Here is a 15,442-nt window from a genome sequence, read left to right on the forward strand (position 1 = left end):
AGGGCGAACCTTGACGGGTTCGCCCTTTTTTATGCGTTGGTTTTGGCGCTTGTCGCGCATCCCTGTTGGGGGCGCTTGCTACCTCGCCAGACGTCAGTGGCGCTCGAGTGCGTTCACCAGATCATGAAACGCTTCACGATTGGAGTCGTTCAGGCCCATGAGGATCTTGTGCGCTTCCAGCACTTTGATTCGCACCACTTCTTCGGACTGGTCCTGATCCGGTAAGTCGGTCAGGCACTCAGGGCACGGAATCGGGCGGTTAACAATGTTGAACACTTGCTCGAAGCCCATGGACTCCAGCAGACGCGTGATGTCTTCGTGGGTGGTGACGACGGTCGGCAGCAGGCCGACCTTTTGCCGCGACAGGATCGACAATTTAGCCAGCAGGCCAAGGGTGGTGCTGTCGATGCTGCGGGTTTCGGTCAGGTCGATCACGATCGCGTTGAAGTTCAACGCCGTGAAGATCCGATCAATAGTCGCATCCAACGCCGAACACAGGGTCAGGCGAACTTCACCGACGAACTTCAGGACGAAGGTGCCGTCCTGCTCGGCGAACTGGATTCTACCGGTACTCATTAAAGATTCCTGCTCAACACCAACAGGGCGATATCATCCGGCATCTCCCCTAGCGTGGCCAATCCAAAAACCTGCCGCAGACCATCCAGGCTGCCGCCCGCTGCCTTGACCCGTTGGGGCAAAGCCGCCTCTTTTTCTTTGAGTGTCGGTTCTGGCAAAAGGTCCAAAATGCCATCGGACATCAGCGTCAGGCTGAACGTCGGAGGCAGTTCCAGTACGTGGTCTTCGTAGGTGGCTTCATTGAAGAGGCCCACCGGCAGGCCACGTCCTTCCAGATAACGAACACTGTCTGGCGTGTACAACACTGGCAACGGCAAATGACCACCGATGCTATAGGTCAACAAACCTGTCTCCTCGTCGATGACTCCACCGACCATTGTGACGTGTTTACCCAGCTTACAACTGATCAGGCCCCGGTTGATATGACCAAGAACCTCTGAAGGCTTGAATTCCGGCAATGTACCGCTGCGCTTGGACTCGAACAGCAAGCGCGTGGTCATGAACTTCAGCAGCACAGTGACGAAGGCTGAAGAGGCGCCATGACCGGAAACGTCCGCCAGATAGAACGCTACCCGACGCTCGTCGACCCGAAAGTAATCAACGAAATCACCCGACAGGTACAGCGACGGGATGATCTGGTGAGCAAACTGGAACTCATCGATGGTCCAGGGGCTGACCGGCAGCATGTTCATCTGCACCTGGCGACCGGCGTTCTGGTCTTCCTGGAGCAGGTTCAGGCTGGCGGCGAGCTCGCGGTTGGCTTTCTCCAGCTTCTCGCGGTAACGCTGGTTTTCCACCAGCAAGCGTGCGCGATCCAGGGCCCGGCGCACAGAGTGCTCGAGCACAGCCAGATCTTCGAGAGGCTTGATCAGGTAGTCCGCCGCGCCCAGGCGCAAGGCCTCGACCGCGTCGTTCATCACCCCGGCACCCGACACCACGATCACCGGCGTTTGCGGTGACCGCTCAGTGACCTGACGAATGAGTTCGAGACCGCCCATCTGCGGCATGCGCAGATCGCAGATGACCAGGTCGGGCTTGTCTTGCTCGAATACCTGAAGACCCTGCTGACCGTTACTGGCCTGCAGGACACTGAAACCACTGTCTTCCAAATAGGCCGCGAGGCTCGCGCGCACTACTTCGTCATCATCGATTATCAGCAGCGTGGCACTGGTTTTTGGCATGTGGGCAAACGGCGCCAGAATTAGGTTGGCGTAGCAGGCGGGGCTGTGGCCCGGCTCACACTACTGGATTCGCTTTCTAGCCTCTCTGTCGCACCATTTTCGAGCATCCGCCCTACTCACAGGTTCACCAGAGGTGCCCTTCTAAGGCGCAGACGGTACTCCCATCCGCGGGGCGTTTCAAGCTCACGCCGATGGTCGCTTGACGACTTTACTTGTCAAATCACCGGGAGTTATAAGAACAGACAAAACCGTAACCCAATGGAAGGATGGAGCCCATGCGTCAAACCGATCGGGACTACAGCGAAAAGCGCGATTTCATCCGCATGCGGGTCGATGCCGATGTGTCGCTGATTCATGAAGGCGATGAGGTGCCAGCTGTCTGCATCGACCTTTCCAGCAGCGGCATGCAGGTCGAGGCGCCGCGTTCGTTCAGGGTTGGAGACCGGCTCAGCGTGCGTATCGATTCCGATCACGCGGCACTCAAAGGGCTTGAGGCCGACACTGAGGTCGTGTGGGTGAAGGAACAGGACGGTGGCAGTCAGAAACTCGGGCTTACAATCTTGAAGATGAAATAACCCCCCAAACGCAAAGAAGGCGGCCAACTGGCCGCCTTCTTCGTTTTACAAGTCGAGATCAAAAATCGTCGACGACCTTGCCGTCTTTGACTTTGAATTCGCGGTTCTGCAAATACGCATTGCGAATGAAGGTATATTTGTCGCCGGTGATCAACTTCTCGCTCGACAGCAGACTGGCGCGGGTGTCGACAATGTTCAGACCGAAGACCGAGTTACGCACAGGCACATCGTTGATGTACGGGTATGGGCCGGTGTAGTTGTCGACGACCTTGGATGGCGCATCACGCAACGTGCTTGGGCCCAACAGCGGCAGCATCACGTACGGACCGCTGCCCACGCCCCAATACCCGAGGGTCTGGCCGAAGTCTTCGTCGCTGCGATTCAGGCCCATTTTGGTGCCCACATCGAAGAAGCCCAGCAGGCCGAAGGTGGTGTTGAAGATCAGGCGAGCCGTATCGACGCCAGCGGCGGCTGGTTTGGCCTGCAAAATGTTGTTGGCAAGGTTGGTGACATCACCCACGTTGCGGAACATGTTGTGGATGCCGTCTTCCAGAAACTGCGGCGTCACGAACTCATAGCCTTGAGCGATAGGCTTGAGTGCATAGGTATCGACGAAGTCGTTGAACTGGTAGATCGGACGGTTGACGCTTTCCCAAGGGTCTTCTTCCGTAGCAGCCTGGGCTACGAACGGAACCAGCGTTACGCTGGCACACACACAAAACTGAGCTAGATAATTGCTCCAGCGCATAGAAAACTCCTTGGATTATACTGGCACGGGCACATGAGCCCAGGCGTTAAGCTGGGCAGTATAAGACGGAAACGCCGATTTAGGCAGCCTCACCGCAACAGGCTACAGATGATTCTTCTGAATCGGGAGCGGTTCACCTGCCTGTCACGCAACTGTCATGGACCGCACCTAGCCTTGTGGCTATTTCAGGGACGTTGATATGCCGCACGCCAACACCTTGCCCCTCGCTGCCCCCAACCTGACCGCCGTGTTGTTCGGCCTCAGTGGTTGCCTGGTGGATTTCGGTGCCCGGACGCGTCACGGCAGTCCCGCCCCCGAGCATGCCGAAGCCACGCCCGGCGCGCTGGACAGCCTCAGCAGCTTGCAGCGTCAGCAGATTCCGTGTGCCTGGCTCGACGAATTGCCCCCCACCCTCACCCACTCGCTGGCCGCTGCCCTGCCTTCGTGGATCAAATCTTCGCAACACCTCGCAACGAACGCTCCCTGGCCAGCGCCGAACGCTTGCTGGCAGGCGCTGATGGCGTTGAACGTCGGGCAACTGGATGGTTGCGTGCTGGTCAGTGGCGAACCTCGCTTGTTGCAGTCAGGCCTGAATGCCGGGCTGTGGACCATCGGCCTGGCCTCCTGTGGCTCGCTCTGCGGACTGGCACCCAATGAGTGGCTCGCCTTGAGCCCGAAAGAGCGCGAACACTTGCGTGGCCAGGCGACGGTGCAGCTGTTCAGCCTCGGCGTGCACTCGGTGATCGATCACCTGGGCGAACTCGACACCTGCCTGGCAGATATCAGCCTGCGTCGGCTAAAGGGCGAAAAGCCCTGACTGAGATCATGCAGGTTGCGCGCGAGTGGATTAATCTAAAGGTCAGCCATAGACCTTTGGCGCGCTGCCGCGGTCTATGCCAGTGCCTATCGATAAAAGGAAGAACGTCATGCCTGCCCGCGAACTGCAAGAACAGCTCAACACTCTGCGCGAGCAATTGGAACAGAATCCGCCGCTGACGGAAGCCGAGCGCGCCGACCTGCACGCACTGATGCAACAGATCGAACTGGAGATAGAGCTCGAAACCAAAACCCAGGACTCCAGCCTCGCCGACAATGTGAACCTGGCCGTCGAGCGCTTCGAAATAGAGCACCCTACCCTTGCCGGCACCTTGCGCAACATTGTGCAAGCCTTGGCCAGCATGGGGATTTGAACCCACCAGATGCAAAAAAGCCCCGCTATCGCTAGCGGGGCTTTTTCATATCCGTGATTTGCAATGCAATCCCCTGTGGGAGTGAACCTGCTCGCTCCCACATCGGCTGCTTATTGACGGACCAGGCGCTGGTTCGGCAGTTGCACGTCTTCGGTACTGCGATACGGGTTGATGTCCAACCCACCACGGCGCACATACCGCGCATACACGGTCAATTTTTCGGGTTTCAGCAAGCGCTGCAGGTCGAGGAAAATCCGCTCCACGCACTGCTCATGGAAGTCCGAGTGCTGGCGGAAGCTCACGATGTATTCCAGCAGACTCGCGTGATCCAGCGCCGCGCCACGGTACTCCACCGCCACGCTGCCCCAGTCCGGCTGGCTGGTCACCGGGCAATTGGATTTGAGCAGGTGACTATGCACACTCTCTTCCACAATGCGCGATTGATCGCAGCGCAGCAGCTCAGGGCGCGGGTGCTCGTAATTGCTGACGCTGATCTCCAGATCGTCGATGCACTCGCCCGGCAACGTCACGACACCTTCGGCTTCAACCTCCTTGAGGCTGCGAATACGCACGCCGACCGGTTTGCCGGCAGCCGCCGACAGGTCTTTCGCCAGGGTAGCTTCAAGGGTGGCAGTATCGGCGAACGGCGTCTGGTTCAAGGAATTCAGGTACAGCTTGAACGACTTCGATTCGATGATGTTCGGCGAATCCGCCGGAATGCTGAATTCACCAATTGCCACCACGGGCTTGCCGGACGGCAGCAGCCATGACAACTCGAAGCAGTTCCAGAAGTCCACGCCCTTATACGGCAGGGTTTCAGCGGTCAGGCCCAGCTCCGCCCATTTCGCGGTGCGCGGGATCGGGAACAGCAAAGACGGCGTGTAAGTGGCGATGTATTCGCTGGATTTGCCCAGCGGCGAGTGTTCGGCTGCGGGATGCATGGCGGAAACCTGACTGAAGAATCAGCGGATTCTACCAGCCTTTGCTCCCGCCTTTGAGTGCTTACTGACTGACAGTCAACTTGCCGACCATACCGGCCTGATAGTGACCTGGAATATTGCAGGCAAATTCCAGGTTGGTGGCCTTGGTAAAGGTCCAGGTCAGCTCGGCTGTTTTGCCCGGTTCGACGAGGACGCTATTGGGATCGTCGTGTTTCATCATTCCATGGTCCATGCCCGCCATCGAGCCGTGGTCCATTTCCTTCATGCCGGTCGGCGTGAGCATGCCGCTCTGCTGCATCTTCAGCATTTCCTGCTGATGCCTGGCATGCATCGCCGCGTCGCCGAGGTTGAATTCATGCAACAGCTGGCCTTTGTTTACCAGGACAAAACGCACCGTCTCACCGGCCTTGATATCGATGGCCTTGGGGGTGAAAGACATGTCACCCATCACCATCTCGACACTGCGGGTCGCCTTGGACGCCGGGGCCGGTTGACCGAAATCGTAGGTCGACGCAGGCGAGGCCCATACCGGCGAGCTCAGCGCCAGCAAACAGGCGGCCAGCAGCAGCGGTTTGCGCAAAAACATAGTCGTACTCCAACTAGATAAGGTTCAGCCTGTGGAAAACTCTAAACTGCTACCACTGCCCGCAAGCTGACAGCCAGATTACAACTTTGTCAGGTTGACCTGTATTAATGCGGCCCACTGTATAAAGCGTTCGTTCCACTTGCCTTGAGTTGCCCATGAAACTGCTGATTGTCGAAGACCAACCGAAAACCGGCCACTACCTGCGCCAAGGCCTGACCGAGGCCGGCTTCAACACGGAACTGGTGGCCGACGGCAACACCGGACAGCAACTGGCGTTGAGCGGCGACTACGCGCTGCTGATTCTCGACGTGATGCTGCCCGGGCGCGATGGCTGGCAGATTCTGCAAGCCGTGCGCGGTGCCGGTCTCGATACGCCGGTACTTTTTCTGACCGCGCGAGATGCAGTGGAGGACAGAGTCCACGGCCTCGAACTGGGGGCCGACGACTATCTGGTCAAGCCTTTCGCCTTCTCCGAGTTGCTGGCCCGCGTCCGCAGCCTGTTGCGCCGTGGCAGCGCTTCGCCCCAGGAAACCAGCCTGCAACTGGCCGACTTGCGCCTGGACCTGATCCGTCGCCGGGTCGAGCGCAGCGGTCAGCGCATCGACTTGACCGCCAAGGAGTTCGCCCTGCTGGAAATGCTCCTGCGGCGCCAGGGTGAAGTACTGCCCAAATCGCTGATCGCCTCTCAGGTCTGGGACATGAATTTCGACAGCGACACCAATGTCATCGAAGTTGCGATCCGTCGTTTGCGCCTGAAGATCGACGATGAATTCCCCAACAAGCTGATTCACACCGTGCGCGGCATGGGTTACGTCCTTGAAGAGCGCCCTGTCTGATGCGCCGGCTTTCTTTAAGCAGTCGCCTCGCGCTGCTGTTTGCCGCGTGCACCGCCGTGGTTTCACTGTTCGCCGGGGTGTTGTTCAGTCGCGCCAGCGAGGCGCACTTCGTTGAACTGGACCAGCAGTTGCTGGACGGCAAACTGATTGGCCTGCGCCGGGCACTTCATGACATTCAATCGAGCGAAAGCGAAATCAGGCTGGCCGATGAATTGAGTCGACAAGCTGATCTGTCGCTACGGATCACGGGCAGCGATGGCAAGCGCTGGTATGACAGTTCGACAGGCTTGCCCGAGGACTTGCCACATCAGCCGGGCCTGTCGACGGTCAGCGACGAAGGCACGGACTATCGCGTATTGAATGCTCCGCTGTATCCCGACAAGCCCGACTCGCCACAACTGACCCTGCTGCTGGACATCACCCATCACCAGCATTTTTTACAACGCATGCAGCACCTGATCTGGCTGACCGTGGGCTTGTCAGCGCTGGCCACGGCACTGCTTGGTGCATGGGCGGCGCGCAGCGGGTTGCGGCCGTTGCGCAGGATGAGTGCGATTGCCAGCGGCGTTTCGGCGCAATCGCTGAATGCCCGGCTGCCCGAAGAGAACATGCCGTCAGAACTCACGGAATTGGCCCACAGTTTTAACGCCATGCTCGGACGCCTGGACGATTCCTTCCAACGGCTCTCGGCGTTTTCCGCCGACATTGCCCATGAACTGCGCACCCCGCTGTCGAACTTGCTGACCCACACCCAGGTCACCCTCACCCGCCCGCGCGCCCTGGAGGATTACCGCGAAGCGCTGCACAGCAACCTCGAAGAGCTGCAATGGATGGCACAACTGGTCAACGACATGCTGTACCTGGCCAAGGCTGACCATGGATTGCTGACGCCCAATCGAGAGCCATTGGAGCTGGCAGAGGAAGTGGATGTGTTGCTGGAATACTTTGCGCCGCTGGCCGAAGACGCCCGTGTGTTGCTGAGCCGTGAAGGAAGCGCGCACATGGAGGGCGACCGAAGCATGCTGCGTCGAGCGCTTTCCAACCTGCTGGATAACGCGTTGCGCTTTACCCCCGCCGATGGCGAGATTCGGGTGCGGATTGCCGATCAGCTCAATGGTTTGAGCCTGACGATCGAGAACAGCGGAGATGGTATTGACCAGGCGTTGCTGCCGCGCTTGTTCGATCGCTTCTACCGCGCTGATCCGGCGCGCCAGGAAGGCAGTAGCGAACATGCGGGATTGGGGCTGGCGATCACCCAGTCAATCATCCGTGCCCATGGCGGGCAGATTCATTGTGAGTCGGATAAGGGATGGACGCGGTTTGTGATTGAGTTGCCACGAACCTGATCGTTCCCACGCAGACGGTTCGACGTGAGAACGATCAGGGTGCGGTTATCAAAGCTTACGAATACCGCAACGCGGTTGCCGGTTCGACTTTCGCCGCCCGCCACGCCGGATAAACCGTCGCCAAAAAGCTCATGATGAAACCGGCGGAGCAGATCAACAAGACATCCCCGCCCTGCAATTCCGAAGGCAGATTGCTGACGAAATACACATCAGAACTGAAGATGTGCTGCCCGCTCACCCGCTCCATCCAGCCCACCAGTGAACTGACGTTCAGCGCGGCAATCACGCCAAGCACACCGCCAATCAAGGTGCCGACAATCCCGATCACCGTGCCCTGCACCATGAAGATCGCCATGATCTCCCGGGGTGTCGCGCCGATGGTGCGCAGGATCGCGATGTCCGCGCCCTTGTCGTTCACCACCATGATCAGGGTTGCAATGATGTTGAATGCGGCCACGGCAACGATCATCAGCAACAGCAGGCCGATCATGGTTTTTTCCATCTTCATCGCACTGAACAGGCTGCCCTGGGTGTGGGTCCAGTCGTCAGCCTTGTAAGCCGTGCCCAGTGCGCCGGCAATATCGCTGGAGACCTTCGGCGCGGCGTACAAATCCTTCACCGCCAGGCGCACGCTCTGCACCTGATTCGGCTGCCAATGCTGCATCTGCGCGGCATCGGCCATGTGGATCAACGCCATCGAACCGTCCAGTTCGGCGCCCACCTTGAACACGCCAACCACGTTCAGCCGTTGCATGCGCGGGGTGATGCCACCCGGCGCGGTGCTGACTTCCGGCACGATCAAGGTGATCTTGTCGCCGACATTCAAGCGGAAACGTCGCGCGGTGATCTCGCCGATCACCACGCCGAATTCACCCGGCTTCAAAGCCTCGAGACTGCCCTGCACGATGTGCTTGGCAACGATCGACACCTTGCCTTCCAGCGCAGGATCGACGCCGCTGACCTGAATCGGCTGCATCGTGCCTTTATAGGAGAGCATGCCTTCCATTTCAGTGAACGGCACGGCGGCGGTGACTTCCGGGTTTTTCATCGCGGCGGCGGCCACCGGCTGCCAATCGTCAATCGGATTGACGCCGACGATGGTCGCGTGCGGCACCATGCCGAGGATTCGTGAGCTCATTTCGCGCTGGAAGCCGTTCATCACCGACAGCACCACGATCATCGCCAGCACGCCAAGGGCGAGGCCGATCATCGAGGTCATCGAGATGAAGGAAACGAAGCGATTGCGGCGCTTGGCGCGGGTATAGCGCATGCCGATAAAGATCGATAACGGTCTGAACATTCGCTGGGGCACCGTATAAAAATAAAAGACCCGACGCACTGTTCAGTGACGTCGGGTTTCGACCAGTCAGATGGGGGTCAGGCAACCTTCCTGCAAATGCAGGACGCGATCCATCTGGCGGGCCAGGTTCATGTCGTGAGTCACCACCAGGAACGCCGTGCGCATCGAGGTGCTGAGCTCCAGCATCAAATCCTGAATGCCCTGGGCGGTATGGGAGTCGAGGTTGCCGGTCGGCTCGTCGAGCATCACCAGGCCCGGCTTGTTCACCAGGGCACGGGCGATGGCCACGCGCTGACGTTCGCCGCCGGACAACTCGGACGGTTTGTGTTCCAGCCGATGACCCAGCCCTACCCGCTCCAGCAATGCCGTCGCACGCTGACGCGCTTCCGGGATCGCCGTCTTGCCGATCAGCAGCGGCATGCAGACGTTTTCCAGCGCGGTGAATTCCGGCAGCAAGTGGTGGAACTGGTAAACGAAACCCAGCGACCGGTTGCGCAACAGGCCGCGATTCTTCTCGCTCAGGGCCGACAGCTCTTCGCCGTCGAGCCAGACGCTGCCCTTGGTTGGCGTGTCGAGACCGCCCAACAGGTTAAGCAACGTGCTTTTGCCCGAACCGGAGGTGCCGACAATCGCCACGCGCTCACCCGGGTGCAGCTCCAGTTGCAGCCCTGCCAGAACTTCTACCGACTCCGGGCCTTCCTCGTAGGATTTGCCCAGGTTGCGGCAGCTCAAGATTGCTTTATCACTCATGCCCGACTCACTCATAACGTAGCGCCTCCGCAGGCTGGGTGCGCGCAGCACGCCAGGCTGGATACAGGGTGGCGAGGAAACTCAGGACCAACGCGGCGGCGCAGACCATCAATACATCCTGGCTCTGCACTTGCGACGGCAGGTAATCGATGAAGTAAACGTCGGCGTTGAGGAATTTATGCCCGATCAAGCCTTCCAGGACCGAGATCGCGGCGCTGACGTTCAGCGCGGCGACGATCCCGACCACGGCGCCAATCAGCGTACCGATCACACCGATGACCGTGCCCTGCACCATGAAGATCGCCATGATCTGCCCCGGCGTGGAGCCGAGGGTGCGCAGGATCGCGATGTCGCCCTTCTTGTCGTTGACCACCATCACCAGCGTGGAAATGATGTTGAAGGCCGCGACGGCGACGATCAGCAGCAACAGCAGGCCGATCATGGCTTTCTCCATGCGGATCGCCTGATACAGGTTGCCGTGGGTGCGCGTCCAGTCGCGGGCATAGAAGCGGTCTTCACCGAGCTGCTGGGCGATTGTCCACGCCACGCGCGGCGCCTGGAACAGGTCGTCGAACTTCAGGCGGATGCCCTGGACCTGATCCGGTTTCCAGCGATGCAGCCTGGCCAGATCCTGCAGGTTGGTGACGCCCAGGTAACCGTCGATCTCGCCGGCGCCGACATGGAAGATGCCGACGACGGTAAAGCGCTTCATGCGCGGAAACATGCCGGCTGGGGTCACCGTGACTTCAGGCGCGACAAACGTCAGCTTGTCGCCGATGGCCGCACCAAGCTTGGCCGCGGCCTTGTCGCCAATGACGATGCCAAAGCTGCCAGGCGCCAGATCGTCAAGTTTGCCCTGGAGCATGAACTTGTCGATGATCGAGACCTGCCTTTCCAGCGCAGGGTCGACGGCATTGAGCAGCACTTTGGACACCTTGCCGTTGTTGGTCAGCAGGCCCTGCATCTGGGTGAATGGCGCAACGGCCGTCACCTGCGGGTTCTGCTTGACCTTGGCGGCCAGGCTTTGCCAGTCGCTGATCGGCTCACTGGACTCGATGGTCGCGTGGGGCACCATGCCCAGCACACGGGTGCGCATCTCATGATCGAAGCCGTTCATGACCGACAATACGACAATCATCACGACCACGCCGAGGGCCAGTCCGATCATTGAAGTCAGGGAAATGAACGACACAAAATGATTGCGACGCTTTGCACGGGTATAACGCGTGCCAATAAATACGAAGAGAGGTCTGAACATGTCGGGGCTTGTTCGGAGGGAAAAGGAACGTCCTTGTGGCGGGGGTCGGTAACCAGCTTTACACTCAGACCACCGCCGCTACCATGGGTTCGCCATGTCGACATTAGATGAAGAAGATCGCCGCGAATACTACCGTATCGAGGACATGATCGCACTGGAAATTCGGCCCCTGTCCGCTCCCGAAGCCGCAGGCCAGGAAGTGTTGCAGGATGCTTCTCCACTATTCAACTTGCTCAGCGAGCTGCACCTGAGCGAATTCGAGTCGCAGCACCTGCTGCGCCAGATCAGTGAGCGTGACCGCAATCTCGCGGCGTTCCTGAAATCCCAGAACAAACGCATCGATTTACTGAGCCAGGTGATCGCCATCACCGTGCTCGGGCAGATTGGCGAACCGCAGCCGGTGATCATTTCCGAAGGCGGCGTGGAATTCCAGCACCCGACCCCAATCGCCGTGGACGCGCGCCTGTCGGTCAAACTGGTGCTGATGCCGCAAGCCCTCGGCCTGTTGCTGCGCGCGCGCGTCACCCATTGCGATAGAAAGGGCGAAAGCTATGAAGTCGGCACCGAGTTCGAGTATCCGACCGATGCCCAGCGCCAGTTGCTGGCCCGTTACATTTTGCAGAAGCAGGCCCAGGAACGACGTCTGGCCCGCGAAAACGAATCAGGCATTTAATTAAGGAAGAACCGTGACCCTCATCTACGGCCATCGCGGCGCCAAGGGCGAAGCACCGGAAAACACCCTGACCAGTTTTCAGGAATGTCTCAAGCACGGCGTACGCCGTTGCGAACTGGACCTGCACCTGTCCAAGGACAACGAGTTGATGGTCATCCACGACCCGACGCTCAAACGCACCACGGAGCGGCGCGGCAAGGTCGTCGAGCACACGGCGGCCGAGCTGGTGACCTATGACGCGCGCAAGGGCGGCCCGGGCTGGATCAAGCCCTGCCCGATTCCGACACTGGAAGAACTGTTCGAGAAATGCGATTTCGAGCATTGGCAGCTGGAAGTCAAAAGCGCTTCACGCACCCGCGCCGCGACGACCGTTCTGGCGATTCGCGAGATGGCTCAGCGTTTCGGCTTGCTGGATAAAGTGACCATCACCTCAAGTTCGCGCGAAGTGTTGAAAGCCGCGCTGGACCTGGTGCCGGACGTGTCCCGCGGATTGGTGGCCGAGTACGCCTGGCTCGACCCGCTGAAGGTCGCACAAAGCTATGGCTGTGAGATTCTGGCGCTGAACTGGACCCTGTGTACGCCGGAACGCCTGCAAAAGGCGCAACGTCAGGGGTTGCATGTGTCGGTATGGACAGTCAACGAGCCCGCGCTGATGCGCAGACTCGCCGACTTCGGCGTTGACAGCCTGATTACAGACTTTCCCGGTTTGGCCAGCGCCACGCTCGAGAATTGCTGAAATCGGTCTCCCCGGCCGGCTCAGGCCACCGGCCGGAGCCGCTCAAAAAAGCCGGTTGAGGCCATCGTACGCCGCTACCCGATAGGCTTCGGCCATGGTCGGGTAGTTGAACGTCGTGTTGACGAAGTACTTCAGCGTGTTCAGCTCTCCCGGCTGGCTCATGATCGCCTGGCCGATGTGAACAATCTCCGACGCCTGATAGCCGAAGCAGTGAACGCCCAGCACTTCCAGGGTCTCGCGGTGGAACAGGATCTTCAGCATGCCCTGAGGCTCGCCGGCGATCTGCGCACGCGCCATGCTCTTGAAGAACGCCTTGCCCACTTCGTACGGCACTTTGGCTTGGGTCAGCTCCTGCTCGTTCTTGCCGATCGAGCTGATCTCCGGAATGGTGTAGATACCGGTCGGCACGTCATTCACAAAGCGCCAGCTGTTGTTATCGACGATGCTGCCAGCGGCCGAACGGCCCTGGTCGTGCGCGGCACTGGCCAGGCTCGGCCAGCCAATCACGTCACCGGCACCGTAAATGTTCGGCACGCAGGTGCGGTAGGCTTCGTCGACTTCGATCTGGCCACGGCTGTTGACCTTCACGCCGATGTTTTCCAGACCCAACTGATCGGTGTTGCCGGTACGGCCGTTGCACCAGAGCAAGGCGTCGGCCTTGATCTTCTTGCCGGACTTGAGGTGCAGGATCACACCGTTGTCCACGCCTTCGACGCGGTCGTAGTCTTCGTTGTGGCGAACCGTGATGTTGTTGTTGCTGAAGTGGTAACTCAGGGCCTGGGAAATTTCCGAGTCAAGGAAGCTCAGCAACTGACCGCGGTTGTCCACCAGTTCAACCAATACACCCAGGCCACTGAAGATCGAGGCGTATTCGCAGCCGATCACGCCAGCGCCGTAAACGATGAGTTTGCGCGGGGTGTGACCGAGGCTGAGGATGGTGTCGCTATCGTAGATACGCGGGTGATGGAAATCGATGTCCGCCGGGCGATACGGGCGCGAACCGGTGGCGATGATGATGTGCTTGGCGACCAGCTTTTCGACCACGCCATTGGCGCAGACTACTTCGATGGTTTGCTCGTCGGCGAAGCTGCCGGTGCCGAAGAACACGTCGACACGGTTACGGGCGTAGTAGCCAGTGCGCGAAGCGACTTGTTTGGAAATGACTTTTTCAGCGCTTTTCAGCACGTCCGGGAACGAAAACCAGCGCGGCTCACCAATGGCCCGGAACATCGGGTTGGTGTTGAACTGCATGATCTGCCGGACCGAGTGACGCAGTGCCTTTGACGGAATGGTGCCCAAGTGGGTGCAGTTACCGCCGACCTGGCGACGGCTATCGACCATCGCCACCTTGCGCCCTGCTTTAGCGGCGTTCATTGCCGCGCCTTCTCCCGCCGGGCCGGAACCCAGCACCACCACGTCGTAGTTGTAGACAGCCATGCGTACTCCTCAGAACAGGCCGCGGCGCCCTCGGCACCTGCGGCTAAATCACGCCATCTGCGGCGTGAAGGAACAATTTGGGGCCAATGCAGAACCCGGACACAGTCTATAGAAGCGTCAACGCCGGGCACATTAACCCTTGGTCGCGTCGTAGGCTAGTTTTGCCTGCACTACAACGCCAGTCTTTCAATGCGCGAATCGCCGTGATCATTCGGTTTTTCCGGCACTGAGCCGCTCAAAAGCCTGATTGGATCGTGTGACAAAACCTGTATCGGCACGAATTACAAAAAATGCGCCGATATCGTGTTTTTCTGCGTAGTCCCAACCCCGTTCGGGGCCGAGAATCAGCAACAGCGTCGATAAGCCATCGGCCATCAACGCGGAAGGATTAATTACCGTGACGGACGCCAAGGTGTGCGAGACCGGCGCACCGGTACGGGCATCGAAGGTGTGGGAATAGCGCCGGCCACCCTGCTGAAAATAGTTGCGGTAGTCGCCGGAGGTGGACAGACCATAGCCGTCGACCGCGATGATTTTTTGCGCAACCTGCTGATCGTCGCGGGGCTCTTCCAATGCGATCTTCCAAGGCGAGCCATCGAGCTTCTTGCCCGACGCCTTGAGTTCCCCGGTGGCTTCGGCGAGGTAGTCGTGGATGCCCATCGCTTCCAGTTTTGCGGCAATCGTGTCGACGGCGTAACCGGCAGCGATGCTGTTGAAGTCGACTTCGACGGCGGCGTCCTTGCACAGTTGATCGCGGTCGATGCGCAGGTGCTGATACCCGACTCGCTGCCTGACATCAGCCAGCGCCTGCACGGTGGGGACTTTTTCCTCACGAGCCTGCGGACCGAACCCCCAGAGATTGAGCAGCGGCTCCACCGTCAGGTCGTAGGCGCCTTCGCTTTGTTCAGAGAGCTGCTCTCCGACGCGGATCAGCTTGAGGATCGGCGCAGGCATTTTCTGACAGCGATTGGCCGGCAAATCGTTGAATCGCTCGATGTCGGAGTCGCTGCGGTAGGTCGACAGTTGTTGATCGACCTCGGCGAGGATTTTTTCGACTTGGGCCTGGACTGCGTTCGGAGCAGGAAGACCGGCGTGACGTACGTACTTGATCGAATAGGTGCTGCCCATGGTCGGACCGCCGAAGGTTTCCAGACTGTCGCCGTTACCACAACCGGACAAAACGCCGGCCAGCATCACAATTGCTCCCCACCGTCCAGTTAACAAATCTTCATCTCCCCTCAAAACCGCGCCCGCCATTATGGGCTTCGGAGCGAATGAGAGCGAGACCTGCCTCTGCTGCCCGCAAGCA

Annotated in this window: 17 protein-coding genes; 7 read left to right on the forward strand and 10 right to left on the reverse strand. The window is 59.4% G+C overall.

Translation table 11 applies throughout. From position 1 onward, the window contains the following. Positions 1 to 93: 93 nt before the first annotated feature. Together rssC and rssB are read right to left on the reverse strand one after the other, a co-directional pair. On the reverse strand, positions 94 to 576 hold the full coding sequence (gene rssC, locus HNR03_RS02725) for an anti-sigma factor antagonist RssC (protein ID WP_259150518.1): 483 nt from the start codon (positions 574 to 576) through the stop codon (positions 94 to 96). Further along, on the reverse strand, positions 576 to 1,757 hold the full coding sequence (rssB, locus tag HNR03_RS02730) for a two-component system response regulator RssB (RefSeq protein WP_090182138.1): 1,182 nt from the start codon (positions 1,755 to 1,757) through the stop codon (positions 576 to 578). The genes rssC and rssB overlap by 1 nt, the downstream gene beginning before the upstream one ends. A gap of 275 nt (positions 1,758 to 2,032) precedes the next feature. On the opposite strand from rssB, the gene HNR03_RS02735 reads away from it, so the two are divergent. Then, positions 2,033 to 2,332 carry a PilZ domain-containing protein gene (locus HNR03_RS02735; protein ID WP_222585478.1) on the forward strand — a complete coding sequence of 100 codons (300 nt, stop codon included), beginning with the start codon at positions 2,033 to 2,035 and terminating at the stop codon, positions 2,330 to 2,332. Between the two features lie 58 nt (positions 2,333 to 2,390). On the opposite strand, the gene HNR03_RS02740 is transcribed toward HNR03_RS02735, so the two are convergent. Continuing rightward, complete coding sequence (locus HNR03_RS02740) at positions 2,391 to 3,080, reverse strand: VacJ family lipoprotein (RefSeq protein WP_222585477.1); 690 nt, start codon at positions 3,078 to 3,080, stop codon at positions 2,391 to 2,393. Between the two features lie 199 nt (positions 3,081 to 3,279). On the opposite strand from HNR03_RS02740, the gene HNR03_RS02745 reads away from it, so the two are divergent. Together HNR03_RS02745 and HNR03_RS02750 are read left to right on the forward strand one after the other, a co-directional pair. Continuing rightward, positions 3,280 to 3,897 (forward strand): HAD family phosphatase, encoded by a 618-nt coding sequence (locus HNR03_RS02745; RefSeq protein ID WP_259150519.1) that lies wholly within the window; start codon positions 3,280 to 3,282, stop codon positions 3,895 to 3,897. Positions 3,898 to 4,006: 109 nt separating this feature from the next. Beyond that, entirely contained in the window at positions 4,007 to 4,270 is a 264-nt protein-coding gene (locus HNR03_RS02750; protein WP_222585475.1) for a DUF4404 family protein, read from the forward strand. Positions 4,271 to 4,380: 110 nt separating this feature from the next. Here HNR03_RS02750 and queF read toward each other — a convergent pair whose 3' ends face one another. Both queF and HNR03_RS02760 read right to left on the reverse strand, forming a co-directional pair. Continuing rightward, positions 4,381 to 5,211, reverse strand: coding sequence for an NADPH-dependent 7-cyano-7-deazaguanine reductase QueF (gene queF / locus HNR03_RS02755; protein WP_259150521.1), 831 nt, complete (start codon positions 5,209 to 5,211; stop codon positions 4,381 to 4,383). Between the two features lie 61 nt (positions 5,212 to 5,272). Further along, a complete protein-coding gene (locus HNR03_RS02760) occupies positions 5,273 to 5,797 on the reverse strand; it encodes a cupredoxin family protein (RefSeq protein WP_259150522.1) in 525 nt (174 codons plus the stop codon). A gap of 155 nt (positions 5,798 to 5,952) precedes the next feature. Here HNR03_RS02760 and HNR03_RS02765 point away from each other — a divergent pair, with 155 nt between their 5' ends. Next, positions 5,953 to 6,633 (forward strand): heavy metal response regulator transcription factor, encoded by a 681-nt coding sequence (locus tag HNR03_RS02765; protein ID WP_259150523.1) that lies wholly within the window; start codon positions 5,953 to 5,955, stop codon positions 6,631 to 6,633. Then, on the forward strand, positions 6,633 to 7,979 hold the full coding sequence (locus HNR03_RS02770; protein ID WP_259150524.1) for a heavy metal sensor histidine kinase: 1,347 nt from the start codon (positions 6,633 to 6,635) through the stop codon (positions 7,977 to 7,979). Before HNR03_RS02765 ends, HNR03_RS02770 begins: the two co-directional genes overlap by 1 nt. Positions 7,980 to 8,034: 55 nt before the next feature. Here the strand turns inward: HNR03_RS02770 and HNR03_RS02775 are convergent, their stop codons facing one another. The 3 genes from HNR03_RS02775 to HNR03_RS02785 form a co-directional block, all read right to left on the reverse strand. Beyond that, complete coding sequence (locus HNR03_RS02775; protein ID WP_259150525.1) at positions 8,035 to 9,279, reverse strand: lipoprotein-releasing ABC transporter permease subunit; 1,245 nt, start codon at positions 9,277 to 9,279, stop codon at positions 8,035 to 8,037. 66 nt (positions 9,280 to 9,345) lie between these two features. Then, positions 9,346 to 10,029 (reverse strand): lipoprotein-releasing ABC transporter ATP-binding protein LolD, encoded by a 684-nt coding sequence (lolD, locus tag HNR03_RS02780; protein ID WP_167360488.1) that lies wholly within the window; start codon positions 10,027 to 10,029, stop codon positions 9,346 to 9,348. A 7-nt stretch (positions 10,030 to 10,036) separates the two neighbouring features. Continuing rightward, the gene (locus tag HNR03_RS02785; protein WP_222585470.1) at positions 10,037 to 11,287 is read right to left on the reverse strand and encodes a lipoprotein-releasing ABC transporter permease subunit; all 1,251 of its coding nucleotides are present in this window, start codon (positions 11,285 to 11,287) and stop codon (positions 10,037 to 10,039) included. A gap of 94 nt (positions 11,288 to 11,381) precedes the next feature. Here HNR03_RS02785 and HNR03_RS02790 point away from each other — a divergent pair, with 94 nt between their 5' ends. Both HNR03_RS02790 and HNR03_RS02795 read left to right on the forward strand, forming a co-directional pair. Beyond that, positions 11,382 to 11,960, forward strand: a complete 579-nt coding sequence (locus tag HNR03_RS02790) for a PilZ domain-containing protein (protein ID WP_259150526.1) — start codon at positions 11,382 to 11,384, stop codon at positions 11,958 to 11,960. 13 nt (positions 11,961 to 11,973) lie between these two features. Beyond that, positions 11,974 to 12,696: a glycerophosphodiester phosphodiesterase gene (locus HNR03_RS02795; protein ID WP_090182118.1), complete on the forward strand. Its 723-nt coding sequence runs from the start codon at positions 11,974 to 11,976 to the stop codon at positions 12,694 to 12,696. A 42-nt stretch (positions 12,697 to 12,738) separates the two neighbouring features. Here HNR03_RS02795 and sthA read toward each other — a convergent pair whose 3' ends face one another. Together sthA and HNR03_RS02805 are read right to left on the reverse strand one after the other, a co-directional pair. Next, positions 12,739 to 14,133 (reverse strand): Si-specific NAD(P)(+) transhydrogenase, encoded by a 1,395-nt coding sequence (gene sthA / locus HNR03_RS02800; RefSeq protein WP_007907752.1) that lies wholly within the window; start codon positions 14,131 to 14,133, stop codon positions 12,739 to 12,741. 207 nt (positions 14,134 to 14,340) lie between these two features. Beyond that, positions 14,341 to 15,327 carry an FAD:protein FMN transferase gene (locus tag HNR03_RS02805; protein ID WP_259150535.1) on the reverse strand — a complete coding sequence of 329 codons (987 nt, stop codon included), beginning with the start codon at positions 15,325 to 15,327 and terminating at the stop codon, positions 14,341 to 14,343. Positions 15,328 to 15,442: the final 115 nt, after the last annotated feature.

The organism is Pseudomonas sp. JAI111 (assembly GCF_024809425.1).
GTDB lineage: Bacteria > Pseudomonadota > Gammaproteobacteria > Pseudomonadales > Pseudomonadaceae > Aquipseudomonas.

What these genes read in the sequence shown, in the direction of transcription:
- rssC (WP_259150518.1), bottom strand. Translation starts at nt 576, where the DNA reads ATGAGTACCGGTAGAATCCAGTTCGCCGAGCAGGACGGCACCTTCGTC.
- rssB (WP_090182138.1), bottom strand. Translation starts at nt 1,757, where the DNA reads ATGCCAAAAACCAGTGCCACGCTGCTGATAATCGATGATGACGAAGTA.
- HNR03_RS02735 (WP_222585478.1), top strand. Translation starts at nt 2,033, where the DNA reads ATGCGTCAAACCGATCGGGACTACAGCGAAAAGCGCGATTTCATCCGC.
- HNR03_RS02740 (WP_222585477.1), bottom strand. Translation starts at nt 3,080, where the DNA reads ATGCGCTGGAGCAATTATCTAGCTCAGTTTTGTGTGTGTGCCAGCGTA.
- HNR03_RS02745 (WP_259150519.1), top strand. Translation starts at nt 3,280, where the DNA reads ATGCCGCACGCCAACACCTTGCCCCTCGCTGCCCCCAACCTGACCGCC.
- HNR03_RS02750 (WP_222585475.1), top strand. Translation starts at nt 4,007, where the DNA reads ATGCCTGCCCGCGAACTGCAAGAACAGCTCAACACTCTGCGCGAGCAA.
- queF (WP_259150521.1), bottom strand. Translation starts at nt 5,211, where the DNA reads ATGCATCCCGCAGCCGAACACTCGCCGCTGGGCAAATCCAGCGAATAC.
- HNR03_RS02760 (WP_259150522.1), bottom strand. Translation starts at nt 5,797, where the DNA reads ATGTTTTTGCGCAAACCGCTGCTGCTGGCCGCCTGTTTGCTGGCGCTG.
- HNR03_RS02765 (WP_259150523.1), top strand. Translation starts at nt 5,953, where the DNA reads ATGAAACTGCTGATTGTCGAAGACCAACCGAAAACCGGCCACTACCTG.
- HNR03_RS02770 (WP_259150524.1), top strand. Translation starts at nt 6,633, where the DNA reads ATGCGCCGGCTTTCTTTAAGCAGTCGCCTCGCGCTGCTGTTTGCCGCG.
- HNR03_RS02775 (WP_259150525.1), bottom strand. Translation starts at nt 9,279, where the DNA reads ATGTTCAGACCGTTATCGATCTTTATCGGCATGCGCTATACCCGCGCC.
- lolD (WP_167360488.1), bottom strand. Translation starts at nt 10,029, where the DNA reads ATGAGTGATAAAGCAATCTTGAGCTGCCGCAACCTGGGCAAATCCTAC.
- HNR03_RS02785 (WP_222585470.1), bottom strand. Translation starts at nt 11,287, where the DNA reads ATGTTCAGACCTCTCTTCGTATTTATTGGCACGCGTTATACCCGTGCA.
- HNR03_RS02790 (WP_259150526.1), top strand. Translation starts at nt 11,382, where the DNA reads ATGTCGACATTAGATGAAGAAGATCGCCGCGAATACTACCGTATCGAG.
- sthA (WP_007907752.1), bottom strand. Translation starts at nt 14,133, where the DNA reads ATGGCTGTCTACAACTACGACGTGGTGGTGCTGGGTTCCGGCCCGGCG.
- HNR03_RS02805 (WP_259150535.1), bottom strand. Translation starts at nt 15,327, where the DNA reads ATGCTGGCCGGCGTTTTGTCCGGTTGTGGTAACGGCGACAGTCTGGAA.